The 12,846-nt window shown below is 68.5% G+C and carries 6 protein-coding genes; 3 read left to right on the top strand and 3 right to left on the bottom strand.

Annotated elements, in window-relative coordinates:
- The first annotated feature begins 78 nt into the window (after window positions 1-78).
- Window positions 79-2,649, top strand: coding sequence for an ABC transporter permease (locus tag F9Z44_RS08205; RefSeq protein WP_159608632.1), 2,571 nt, complete (start codon window positions 79-81; stop codon window positions 2,647-2,649).
- Window positions 2,649-3,785 (top strand): lipocalin-like domain-containing protein, encoded by a 1,137-nt coding sequence (locus F9Z44_RS08200; protein ID WP_159605125.1) that lies wholly within the window; start codon window positions 2,649-2,651, stop codon window positions 3,783-3,785. The genes F9Z44_RS08205 and F9Z44_RS08200 overlap by 1 nt, the downstream gene beginning before the upstream one ends.
- A gap of 19 nt (window positions 3,786-3,804) precedes the next feature.
- On the opposite strand, the gene F9Z44_RS08195 is transcribed toward F9Z44_RS08200, so the two are convergent.
- Both F9Z44_RS08195 and F9Z44_RS08190 read right to left on the bottom strand, forming a co-directional pair.
- The gene (locus F9Z44_RS08195; RefSeq protein ID WP_159605123.1) at window positions 3,805-4,860 is read right to left on the bottom strand and encodes a M48 family metallopeptidase; all 1,056 of its coding nucleotides are present in this window, start codon (window positions 4,858-4,860) and stop codon (window positions 3,805-3,807) included.
- The gene (locus F9Z44_RS08190; RefSeq protein WP_159605121.1) at window positions 4,860-6,050 is read right to left on the bottom strand and encodes a YjgN family protein; all 1,191 of its coding nucleotides are present in this window, start codon (window positions 6,048-6,050) and stop codon (window positions 4,860-4,862) included. The genes F9Z44_RS08195 and F9Z44_RS08190 overlap by 1 nt, the downstream gene beginning before the upstream one ends.
- 140 nt (window positions 6,051-6,190) lie before the next feature.
- Between F9Z44_RS08190 and F9Z44_RS08185 the strand changes: the two genes are divergently transcribed.
- Window positions 6,191-7,978: an ABC transporter transmembrane domain-containing protein gene (locus F9Z44_RS08185; protein WP_159605119.1), complete on the top strand. Its 1,788-nt coding sequence runs from the start codon at window positions 6,191-6,193 to the stop codon at window positions 7,976-7,978.
- Window positions 7,979-8,107: 129 nt separating this feature from the next.
- Here F9Z44_RS08185 and F9Z44_RS08180 read toward each other — a convergent pair whose 3' ends face one another.
- Entirely contained in the window at window positions 8,108-12,724 is a 4,617-nt protein-coding gene (locus tag F9Z44_RS08180) for an NAD-glutamate dehydrogenase (RefSeq protein ID WP_236574296.1), read from the bottom strand.
- Window positions 12,725-12,846: the final 122 nt, after the last annotated feature.

Raw genomic sequence — 12,846 nt, 5'->3', positions numbered from 1 at the left:
CACCGGGGTCTTCTGTGCGCCAAGGCACCTTGTCCCGCGTTCCAACCGGACAAGGCCATGGGCGTAAGCTCGAACGCCATGCGCGCGCTGCTCTCCACGTTTTCCTTGCAAGAGTTGCGCCACCACCCTTGGCGCAACGCCTCGGCCGTGGTGGCCGTGATGCTGGGCGTGGCACTGGCTTTCGCGGTGCACCTCATCAATGCCTCTGCACTCGCCGAGTTCTCCAGCGCGGTGAGTTCGGTAAACGGCCAGCCCGATCTGGAGCTGCGAGCCCGCCAGGGACTGTTGCCCGACACCTTGCTGGACCGGGTGGCCGCCCACCCGGGCGTGGCGCTGGCCAGCCCGGTGCTGGAACTGCCCACGCAGGCCGTGCTGCCCGGTGGCGAACGCGTGGCCGTGAAGCTGCTGGGGGTGGACGCGCTGGTGGTCGCGGGCCTCTCGCCTGCGCTGATGCCGATCCCCGAGGCCGCCACCGACAACACCCAGACGCGCCGCTTCGAGCTGTTTGCGCCCGATGCGGTGTTCCTGAATGCCGCCGCGCTGCAGGCGGTGGGCGCCACCAGCACGCTGCAACTGCAAAGCGGCCTGGCCCTGCGCAGCGTGCGCGTGGCCGGCCGGGTGAACGCACCGGGGGCGCCGCTGCTGGTGATGGACGTGGCCGCCGCGCAAGACCTCATGGACCGCGCGGGCCAGCTCAGCCGCATTGACCTGCGTCTGCTGCCCGGTGCTCAGGCGGACGCGGTGCTGGCCTCACTCGCCTTGCCCGCCCAGGTGATGGCGCAGCGGCCCGAGCAGTCGGGTGAACGCGTGAGCAACCTCTCGCGCGCCTACCGGGTCAACCTCACCGTGCTGGCGCTGGTGGCGCTCTTCACCGGCGCCTTCCTCGTGTTTTCGGTGCTCTCGCTGTCGGTGGCGCGGCGCCAGCCGCAGTTCGCTTTGCTGGGCGTGCTGGGCCTCTCAAGCGACGCGCGCCTGCGCCTGGTGCTGGCCGAATCGGCTCTGCTGGGCCTGCTGGGCAGTGCCCTGGGCATTGCGCTGGGCACGGCGCTGGCCGCACTCGCGCTCAAGCTGCTGGGTGGCGATCTGGGCGGGGGCTATTTCTCCGGCGTGGCGCCACCCCTGCAATGGAGCGCCTGGGCCGCGCTGGTCTATGGCGTCCTGGGCGTGGTGGCCTCGGTGTTGGGCGGCTGGTGGCCCGCGCAGGCCACCGCCCGCATGGCGCCGGCACTGGCCTTGAAAGGGCTGGGCGCGCCGGTGCGCCCGGGCGCGCGCCGACACACGCTGGCCCTGGCCCTGGTGGCGCTGGCGGCGGCCCTGGCCTGGGCGCCCCCGGTGGCCGGCATTCCGCTGGCCGCGTACCTCTCGGTGGGGCTGCTGCTGGTGGGCGGCATCGCGGCGCTGCCGCTGGCGGTGGGCTGGCTGCTCGACCGCATCGCGCCCCACATCGCACGGCATGCGCTGCCGGTGCTGGCGGTGGAGCGGGCGCGCCGCCTGCGCGAGACCGCCGCCGTGGCCACCAGCGGCGTGGTCGCCAGCCTGGCCTTGTCCGTCGCGCTCACGGTGATGGTGGCGAGCTTTCGCGAATCGGTCACGCAATGGCTTGACGCGGTGCTGCCCGCGCAGCTGTATGTGCGCAGCAGCGGGAACACCGGCAACGACACGGCCCATCTGCCCACGGACTTCGTGGAGGCGGTGGCGCGCATGGAAGGTGTGGCGCGCATGGACACGCTGCGCGCCACACCGGTGCAGCTGGACCCGGTGCGCCCGGCTGTGGTGCTGCTCGTGCGCCCGCTGAACATGACCCCCGGCTCCGCGCTGAGCCTGCCGCTGGTGGGCAACCCGCTGCCCGCCCCGCCAGCGGCCGAAGGTGAAAGCGTCATCACCGTGTACGTGAGTGAGGCCATGGTGGACCTCTACGGCGCGCGGCCCGGCGGGTGGCTGCCGAGTCTGGCGCAGGCCTTTGCAGAGCCGAAAGTGCGTGGGACCCGCTTTTTCGTGGCGGGTGTGTGGCGCGACTACGCGCGCCAGCACGGCAGCGTGGCCATGGACCGCAGCGACTTCGTGCGCCTGACGGGTGATGCACGCGTGAACGACCTCGCGCTGCACCTCGCTGCCGGCACGGACGAGAACGCGCTGCGTGAACGCATCCGCGCGCTGGCCTCCAGCGAAGGTGCTGGCGGCCTGATCGAGTTCGCCTCGGCGAGCCAGATCCGCGCGGTGTCGCTGCGCATTTTCGACCGCAGCTTCGCCGTCACCGTGTGGCTGCAGGCAGTGGCCATCGGCATCGGCCTGTTTGGCGTGGCGGCCAGCTTCAGCGCGCAGGTGCTGGCGCGACGGCGTGAGTTCGGCCTGCTGGCGCACCTGGGCCTCACGCGAGGGCAGATCCTGTGTGTGGTGGCGCTGGAAGGCCTGGCCTGGACGCTGCTGGGTGCACTCGCCGGCCTGGCGCTGGGTCTGGCGGTGAGCCTGGTGCTGGTGCACGTGGTCAATCCGCAGAGCTTTCACTGGACCATGGACCTGGTGCTGCCCTGGGCCCGCCTGCTCGCGCTGTGCGCGGCCGTGGTCGCAGCAGGCACGCTCACCGCGTGGCTGGCCGGGCAGGCGGCGGCGAGCCGCGATGCGGTGCGTGCGGTGAAGGAGGACTGGTGATGAAACTCGCATTGAATTGCCTGCGCCGCAACCTCTTGATCGCATCGGCGGGCGCCCTCGCCTTCCCGCACGCTCAAGCACAAGCCCCTCACCGTCCTGGCAACGCACTGCAACCCCGCCCGCTGGTGTTCCCGCGCGACCACGGCACGCACAACGACACCCGCACCGAGTGGTGGTACCTCACCGGCCATGCCCAGGACGAGAAGGGCCGCGGGTTCGGCTTCCAGGTCACGTTCTTCCGCAGCCGCGTGGACGGCACACAGGCCCTGCAAAGCCGACTGGCGGCCCGACACCTGCTGTTTGCCCACGCCGCCATCACCGACGTGCAAGGCGGCAAGCTCCTGCACGACCAGCGCATCGCGCGCTGGAACGGCGAGCCCTCCGCTCAGCCCGAGCGCGGTGTCTTCGCCAGCGAAGCCGACACCCGCGTGGTGCTGCGCGACTGGCACATCACCCGCACACCGGACGGCCGCTACAGCACCCGCATCGATGGCGACGCGCTGAGCATCGACCTCGTCGCACGTCCGCTGCAGGCCTGGTTGTTGCAGGGGGACGAAGGTTTTTCGCGCAAGGGGCCCGATGCGTCACAGGCGAGCTTCTACGTGTCGCAGCCCCACCTGGCGGTGCAAGGAACGCTGGGTATCCACGGTCAACGCTTCGACGTGCGTGGCACGGCCTGGCTCGACCACGAATGGAGCGAAGCGCTGCTGCACCCCGAGGCCGTGGGCTGGGACTGGATCGGCATGAACCTGTTTGATGGCCACAGCCTGACCGCGTTTCAGCTGCGCCGCGCGGACGGCAGCAAGGTCTGGGCGGGTGGTTCGTTTCGCGCGGCGGGCAGCGCTCAGAGTCCCACCGACATCTACCGCTTCCGGCCAGGCGAGGTCGACTTCAAACCGCAACGGTTCTGGACCAGCCCGCTCACCCGGGCGAAGTACCCGGTGGAATGGCTGATCCGCACACCGGCCGATTTCTACACGGTCAAGGCGGTGATCGACCCGCAGGAACTCGACAGCCGCCAGGGCACCGGCACGGTGTACTGGGAGGGTCTGTCAGACCTGTTCGAGAGCAACGGCCGCCGCGTGGGGCGCGGCTATCTGGAGATGACGGGTTACGCGCAGCGGCTGGTGTTGTAGCCACGGCCGTCGGCGCCCCTCAGCCGGGCCGCCAGTCGCGAAAGAAGCGGATGCGCTCCTCGTGGTCGGGGTGGCTGGAAATGGCGATCGGAAGCGGGCTGCCTTGCTCGCCGTCATCGTCCGGGTCTGCAGTCTTTTCCAGTTGCTGGATGCGCTCGAAGAACACGACCATGACCGATGGGGACACACCGCTCTGGTCGAGCAATCGCGCGGCAAAAGCGTCGGCGGCGCGCTCGGCATCTCGGGAATAGGCTTGTGTGGCCAGGGTGGCGGGCACCGTGGCCAGGAAGCCGCTGGCATCGCCCAGCACCACGCCCACCAGCGCACTGACCAGGCTCGCGCGCACCATCAGGTCGAGCCCGTCACGGTGCTGCACATGACCGAGCTCGTGCGCCAGCACGCCCACGATGGCCTCCGGCCGGTCGGCCAGCAGGTTCACCAGATCGTCCGTGATCACGATGTGACTACCCGGCAATGCAAACGCGTTGGCACCCAGGACCTTGGACCGGTGAAAGGCAAGCCGCCAGGCTGGTGCATCGCCCTGCGGATGGGCGCGTTCCACGGCCGACTTGAACCGGGCACGCAGCGCTTCCTGCCGATGCACCGGTAGTGCGCTGGGCTGCAGGAACAGGCGCTCCAGCTGCTGCATGCCCTGTTCACCCAGGCGGGCCTCCAGCGACTGTGGTATCTGGTGCGCCAAGGCCTGGCTCAGCCAGGGTACGCCCCAGGTCCAGGCCGCCCCCAGAAACAGCGCGGTGGCCACCATGGCCACCAGCGTGGCGCGCCAGCTCTGCATCCAGCCCACCACCGCGCCGTCGCGCTGGCCGCTGGCCTGCCGCCAGGCGTCCCACTCACCGGCCTCGGCGTGCTGGATCAGGCCGCCGTCGGGCAGCTCGCTCTGGCGCTGACCGTGCGAACGGCGTTCTGCCCAACGCACCTGCCGCACCCGATAGCGGCGTTCCCCGCCATCCACCGTGAGCACAAGTTCATCACCCTCGATGCGCAGCTCGCAGACCTGCGCGCGCGGGCTGTGGCCGTCAAACCAGGTGCTGACCAGCCGGGGCGCTTCACTCATCACAGGCCCATATCGATGCCGAAGAAGTCGCCCGCCGCGTCACCCAGAATGCCTTTGTCACCGCCTTGCGCCTGCGCGAGCCAGGCGTTCACATCGCCCTGCACCGTGATCGCCATGGCCTCCAGCCGCATGCGTGCGGTGTGCACTTTCGCGAACGGCCAGTAAAGTCCCAGCGTGAGTGCGATGAACAGCCAGTTGCGGGCGGTGAGTTTCATCAAGGGTGCGAACTTCAACCGACTCGTGAAGTGAATGCGCCGACTGCGGGTGTAGCTCCACAAAAGGTTCTGCAGACGTGCCGTGGTGTAGGGCATGAGCACCAAGGGGAACACAAGATAGCCCAGGGCCAGCACCAAGGGCAGCGCGATCATGGCCGCGCCGCCCGAGCTGCCCAGCGTCACCGCCACGACGGCACCCACAGCGGCGAGCACCGCCGCGCACAGCAAGGACACACCAGCCACCCGAAACGAGAACCCGTAGAAAGCACCGGCGCCGGCTTTGAGTCGCGCGCGCTCCTGTGCGAAGGCGTAGCCGCCATGCTGGTACTGCTTGATGCGCGCCATCAACCAGGGCGACAGCGCGGCCATGGCCAGCACGACCAGGCCCATCGCTGTGGCGAGCATGGCGCCAGCCGCTCCGTCCTTCGATGCCTGCAAGCCGGGCGCGACCAGTGCGATGACCAGCCCGAAGGCCAGCACCGGCGCGAAAAAGGGCAGCATGCACCCATAGGCGCCCTGGAGGCCACCTTCAAACGACATGCGCACGCCGCGCCAGCTGGTGTTTCGCAACCGGAACTGCAGCGAGGCGCGCCACAGCGCGGGCCACAGCACCGCCAGCACCAGCACTGGCACCCAGGCGAACGCCGGCGCAAAGTTCGACACCGCCCCGTACGACACGCCGAACAGCAGCATGAGCAGGTAGCCGCGAAACATCTTCCAGGGGTCGCCATGAAAACCCAGCGGGTCCTTGCCCACCAGCGTGTTGTTCTGGAAGTAGGCCAGGCGCCGGGCACGGGCAAAGGGCCAATACAGCGTGAGGGTGACCAGGGTCAGCAGCAGGTTGACGATCCAGATGCGGAAGTACTCGCTGCCCGAGCCCGTGAAGCGGATGTCGAGCGTCTGCGTCGGATCACTTCTGGGAGCTCGGCTGTCGGACAAGAACTCCGTCGCCTCGAATTCGCTGTGTTGTGCCATCCCTGTCCCTCCTAGTGGTTGAAAATTTGGCCGCGATGCTAGCACCAAAAATTTGTACCAATGGCTTACCCCTGGCAGATGTGCGCAGCGCCGTTGGCGGCTCAAAACGGGCGCACTCAAAACCCGGCACACTTCCCTGCATGAGCACGCCCTCCCCCTCCGACCGCCCCAAGGGCACCACCCCCACATCGCTCAGCGGCCTGCTGCCGTTCCTGCGGCCCTACCGCATCCAAATCGGTCTGGCGATCCTGTTTCTGGTGCTGGCCGCCGCGGCCACGCTGGCGTTTCCGCTCGCCTTGCGCTTCCTCATCGACAGCGGCCTGGCGCCAGCCGGGCGCGGTGAGCAGGCGCTGGCGCTGCGAGGCCATTTCGCGGCCTTGTTCGGCGTGGCGGTGGCACTTGGCTTCTTCTCCGCGATGCGCTTCTACCTGGTGAGCTGGCTCGGTGAACGCGTCACGGCCGATCTGCGCAACGCGGTCTACAGCCACGTGCTGCGCCAGAGCCCGCAGTTCTTCGAGACCACGCAGACCGGCGAGGTGCTCTCGCGGCTGACCACCGACACCACGCTGGTGCAGACGGTGGTGGGCTCGTCGCTTTCCATGGGCCTGCGCAACGCCGTCATGGGCATCGGTGCACTGGTCATGCTGGTGTGGACCAACCCCTATGTGATGCTGCAGGTGCTGCTGATCATCGTGCTCGTGGTGCTGCCCAGCATGTGGTTCGGGCGGCGCGTGCGCAAGCTCTCGCGCGCCAGCCAGGACCGTGTGGCCGACTCCAGCGCCATCGCAGCCGAAGTGCTCAACGCCATCCCGGTGGTTCAGAGCTACACCGCCGAAGACCGCGAAGCGGCGCGCTTCAATGCGTCCACGCAGTTCGCCTTCGAGACCGCGATCCGGCGCACGCGCGCCCGCTCGGTGCTGGTGGCCTTCATCATCATCAGCACGGCGGGTCTGCTGCTGTGGGGGCTGTACCAAGGCACACAGGCGGTGCTGGCCGGCACCATCACGCCGGGCCACTTGGGGCAGACGGTGCTCTACATCATCATCCTGGCCGGCGCGGTGGCGGTGCTTGGCGAGGTGTACGGCGACCTGCTGCGCGCCGCTGGCGCCAGCGAGCGCCTGATGGAGCTGCTGGCCAGCGCCTCGCCCGTGCAGTCTCCCGCGCAACCGCAGCAGGCGCCCACGCCCCAGGGCGGCAGCGCGCTGGTGTTCGATGACCTCACCTTCCACTACCCCTCGCGCCCGGCTCAGGCCGCGCTCGCAGGCTTCAGCCTGGCGGTGGCGCCCGGGCAGACGGTGGCGCTGGTGGGCCCCAGTGGAGCGGGCAAAACCACGGTCTTTGGCCTGCTGCTGCGTTACTACGATCCGGCACTCGGCACGATCCGGCTGGACGGTGTGCCCATTCACCAGATGAGCCTGCACGATCTGCGCAACCGCGTGGGCATCGTGCCTCAGGACCCGGTGATCTTCTCCAGCAGCGCAATGGAAAACATCCGCTATGGCAAACCCGGCGCGAGCGACGCCGAGGTGCGTGCCGCCGCAGCGGCGGCCTTTGCCGACGAGTTCATCGACCAGTTGCCCGAGGGCTACAACACCTTTCTCGGCGAACGCGGCGTGCGGCTCTCAGGCGGGCAGCGCCAGCGCATCGCCATCGCGCGCGCCATGCTCAAGAACCCACCGCTGCTGCTGCTGGACGAAGCCACCAGCGCGCTGGACGCGCAGAGCGAGCGCATGGTGCAAGCCGCGCTGGAATCGGCCATGAAGGACCGCACCACGCTGGTGATCGCGCACCGCCTGGCCACGGTGCAGCAAGCAGACCGCATCGTGGTGCTGGACCACGGCCGGCTGGTGGAGCAAGGCACTCACACCGAGCTGGTGGCGCAAGGCGGCGTGTACGCCGGCCTGGCCGCGTTGCAGTTTCAGGTCTGACTGCGCGACGCGACCTCACCAGAGGCATCAAGGGTCCGGCTCCGCCGGCCCAAGATGCCATTCCCCCTCCCAGCCGAAGGCGCCAGAGAGGGGAGAAGCCGCGTCAGCGGCGCAGGGGGGTGCTCCAAATCACCCCAGCTGGCGCAACTCTCTAAGGGCGACGGAGACTGGGGCCAGATCCGGCGCCAGGTTCGCAATGCTCTCGTGCATTGCGTTGATGCGCGCAATCGCTTTGGCGTGCTGCTCCTGCCAGGCCGCCAGTGTTTGCTGGCTGCTCAGCAGCGACAGCACCAACTGGCCCGCGATGGAATACACGTCGTCGCGCGCGCTGGCACGGGCCTGGGCTTGCCACAGCGAGTCGGTCGGCAGCTGGCCGATGCGCTCACGCCAGTGGTCCAGGCCCAGCGTGTTTTCGATCGCGAAGTAGGTGCGCGCCGCCTGCTCCAGCGTGCTGCCGGCCTTGGCCGCCACATCCACCAGATCCAGCACCGGGTACAAGTGGTCGAGCACCGTGAGATCGTCGGCCAGACGGGCATCCACACCAGCCTGCACCAGTCGGGCGCTGGCCGCTTTCCACTGCTCCAGCGCGGTGGCGGGCAGCCACTGCTCGACGTGTTCACGCAGCGTGCGGGCCGCCGGGCGGTACTTGGCGATCAGCGTGGGCAGGTCGCCCTGTCCACGGTGGCGCAGCATCCAGCGGCTGGCGCGCTGCGCGATGGTGGCGAGCTGGGTGAGCAGGCTCAGCTGCAGCTCGGTCGTGACCTTGTTGTCCAGGGCGTCGATCTGGTCCCAGATCGGCTCCAGCGCAAACACCTCGCGCGCCAGCGTATAGGCGCTGACCACCTCGGCCGCCGTGCACGAAGCCTCCACAGCCAGGAAGTTGACAAAGGTCGCGCCGACGCGGTTCACGACCGTGTTGGTCATGAAGGTGGCGATGATCTCGCGCTTGAGCGGGTGCCGTGCGATGAAGTCGCCATGGCGTTCGCCCAGCACCGTGGGGAAATACATCTTGAGCACGCGCGCGTAGAACGGGTCGTCGGGCAGGCTGCTGGCGCACAGCTCGTCGAACAGGTTCATCTTGGCGTAGGCCATGAGCACGGCGTTCTCCGGGCGGGTCAGGCCACGGCCTTCTCGCTTGCGCCTGGCCAGTTCCTCGTCGTCGGGCAGGAACTCGATGGCGCGCTTGAGCAGGCCGATCTGGCCGAGCCAGCGCATCAGGTTCTGCTGGCCGTCGAGCAGGTACACAGGCCGGGTGGCGGCCAGCTCGATCTGCTGCGTCTGGTAGTAGTTGTCCTGCAGCACGAGGTGGCCCACCTCGTCGGTCATGCTGGCCAGCAGGTCGTTGCGGCTCTCCAGCGTGAGGCCACCGGCTTCCTGCACGGCGCCCAGCAGGATCTTGATGTTGACCTCGTGGTCGGAGCAGTCCACACCGGCGGAGTTGTCGATGGCGTCGGTGTAGATCAGGCCACCGGCCTGCGCGAACTCGATGCGGCCGTTCTGCGTGCAACCGAGGTTGCCACCTTCGCCGAACACCTTGCAGCGCAGTTCGCTGCCGTTGACACGGAAGGCGTCGCCCGCCTTGTCGCCCACCTGGGCGTGGCTCTCGAAGCTGGCCTTCACATAGGTGCCGATGCCGCCGTTGTAGAGCAGGTCCACCGGGGCCTTGAGGATGGCGTTGAGCAGCTCGTTGGGCGCCATGGCCGTGGCCTCGGTGCCGATGACGGCACGCGCCTGCGCACTCAACGGTATCGACTTGGCGCTGCGAGGGAAGACGCCACCGCCTTCGCTGATGAGACCCTTGTCGTAGTCGTCCCAGCTCGAACGCGGCAGCTTGAACAGGCGCTCGCGCTCGGCGTAGCTGGCGGCGATGTCCGGGTTGGGGTCGATGAACACGTGGCGATGGTCGAAGGCCAGCACGAGCTTGATCTGGGTGGACAGCAGCATGCCGTTGCCAAACACGTCGCCCGACATGTCGCCGATGCCGGCCACGCTGAAGGGCTGGGTCTGCGTGTCCACGCCCAGGCCGCGGAAATGGCGCTTGACCGATTCCCAGGCGCCGCGCGCGGTGATGCCCATCTTCTTGTGGTCGTAGCCGACCGACCCGCCGGAGGCGAAGGCGTCGCCCAGCCAGAAACCGTAGGCCGCGCTCACGCTGTTGGCGATGTCGCTGAAGGTGGCCGTGCCCTTGTCGGCGGCGACCACCAGGTAGGGGTCGTCCTCATCAAAGCGCACCACATCGGCCGGCGGCACCACCGCACCTTTGACCAGGTTGTCGGTGACATCCAGCAGACCCGAGAGGAAGGTCTTGTAGCAGGCCACGCCTTCGGCCAGGTAGGCCTCGCGCTCGCTCGCGGGCGGTGCCTTCTTGAGCACAAATCCACCCTTGGAGCCCACAGGCACGATCACCGTGTTCTTCACCATCTGCGCCTTGACCAGGCCCAGGATCTCGGTGCGGAAATCTTCGCGCCGGTCCGACCAGCGCAGGCCGCCGCGCGCGACCTTGCCGCCACGCAGGTGCAGGCCCTCGACGCGCGGTGAATAGACCCAGATCTCGAACAGGGGCTTGGGCTCGGGCACGTTGGGGATGTCGCGCGGACTGAGCTTGAAGCTCATGCAGTCCCTGCCACGCTGGTAGGCGTTGGTGCGCAGCGTGGCCTGGATGGTGCTGAGGAACTGGCGCAGCACGCGGTCTTCCTCCAGGCTGGCCACATCAGCCAGCAGGGCTTCGAGCGCGCGCACACGGGTCTGGATGCGCTCGGCGCGACCGTCGGCCTTCGCAGGGTCGAAGCGGGTCGCGAACAGATCGGCCAGGCCCTGCGCGATGGCGGGGTTCTTGTTGAGCGTGTCCTCGATGTAGCTCTGGCTGAAGGCAAAACCGAGCTGCTTGAAGTAGCGCACATAGGCGCGCAGCACGGCAATGGCGCGGGCATCGAGCTCGGTGGAGAGCACCAGGCGGTTGAGCGCGTCGCTCTCCACTTCCTGGCGCCAGACCGCCTGGAACAGTTCCTCGAAGCGGAATTTGAGGCGCTCCACATCCAGCGGCTGGGCAAACTGCAGGCCCCAGTCGTGGATCCAGTAGCCCGGCGCGGCGAGGTGGTAGGGGTGCTCGTCGAGGACGCGCGCGCCCATGGACTCCATCACCGGCATGGCGTCCGACAGGGTGATCTTCTGCGTGGCGTAGGTCTTGAAACGCACCTGATCCTGGCGCTGGTAGAGCTTGAGCGCGAGCGGCTGCTGCTCACCCAGGCCACTGAGCACGGCCGCGTCGCTGGCGGCGGTATCGGCGTCGAAGTGCTCGCGGTAGGCGGTGGGGAATGCGGCCACCAGGGCCTCCAGGCCGCTGGCGCTGCGGCCGCTCTGGGCCAGCAGCACGGCGTTCACGCCGTCGACCCAGCGCTTGCAGGCCTGGGCCACGCGGGCTTCGAGTGCGGCCAGGTCCACTTGAGCGGGTAGCTTGTCCTTGGCACGCACGACGTAGTGGATGCGCGCCAGCGCGCTGTCGGTGAGCATGGGCGTGAACTCGATCGACGCCGCGTCGAAGGCCTCGGTGAACAGGGCCCCGAGCTTCACACGCAGCTCGGTGGTGTAGACGTCGCGCGGTACGTAGACCAGCAGCGATGCCAGGCTGCCATAGGCTCCACGGCGCACGAACAGGCGCACGCGCTGGCGCTCCTGCAGGCGCAGGATACCCAGGGCGTGCTGTTCCAGCGTGGCGGCGTCGATCTGCAGCATCTCGTCGCGCGGGTAGGTCTCCAGGATCGCCTGCAGGGCCTTGTGCGCGTGGCTGCCGGTGACCACGCCGGCATGGGCCATGACCTGCGCCACATGCTGGCGCACCACCGGGATCTGCTCCACCGACGCGGCATAGGCCGCCGAGGTGTACAGCCCCAGGAAGCGGCTTTCTCCCACCAGCTTGCCGGCGGCGTCCAGCCGCTTGACGCTGATGGCGTCCATCCAGGCCGGGCGGTGCACGGTGGAGCGGCTCATGGCCTTGGTGGACAGCACCAGGTCGGGGTTGGCCACGAAGGCCGCCGCGGGCTGGGCCGGCAGCACCTGCGCACCGGGTGCCTTGAGCAGACCCAGAGCGGTGCCGGGCACCGGCACCAACGCATCGCCCTGCAGCACGTAGTCTTCGGCCGCCAGGAAGGTGAAGTGGCCCTGTTCAAGCCAGGTCAGGAAGGCCTTGGCCTCATCGGCCACCGATGCATCCAGCGCGGTGAAGCTGGCGTTGAGCACCTGCACGCGCGAGAGCATGGCGCGCCAGTCCTGCACGGCCAGGCGCACGTCCTGCAAGGTGTCTTCGATGGCCTTGCGCAGCGCCACGCCCTCGGGGTCGGACGCGAGCCGGTCGCACTCGACGAGGATGCACGAGACCACCTGGCCTTCGGCGCTGCCCTGCTGCGCCGCGCCGCTGATCTGGGCCACATGGCCCGCAGCGTCGCGCGTCACGCGCAACAGCGGGTGGACAATCCAGTGCAGGGTGCGCCCGCTGCGGTTGACCGCCATGCCCACCGAGTCCACCAGAAAAGGCATGTCAGGGTGCACGATCTGCAGCACGTGCGTGCCGCTCTCGCGGGTGGGCTGCGTGGGCAGGTCCAGGATCTGCACCCGCACCTCGCCGCCCGCCGATGCGCCCAGCAGGGCCTGGTGCGCGGCGGCCATGGTCTGCAGCAAGGCGGGGTCGCGACTGCGCAGTTCTTCGGGGTCGGCAGCGGCGAAATACAGGTCCTGAAAGCTCGAGTTCATGGTCGGCATCCGGTCAAATAGGGGCGTTGGCGAGGGAAGGTGTGCGCGATTCTAGGAATGCTCCCCGCTTCGAAACGGCCCCAGAAAAGGATTGCATGGACCCATGCCATGCCGTCATGCGC

This window comes from Hydrogenophaga sp. PBL-H3 (assembly GCF_010104355.1).
Taxonomy (GTDB): domain Bacteria; phylum Pseudomonadota; class Gammaproteobacteria; order Burkholderiales; family Burkholderiaceae_C; genus Hydrogenophaga.
Note: the sequence above shows the minus strand (reverse complement) of the source record. Positions and strands in the feature narration are given on the sequence as shown.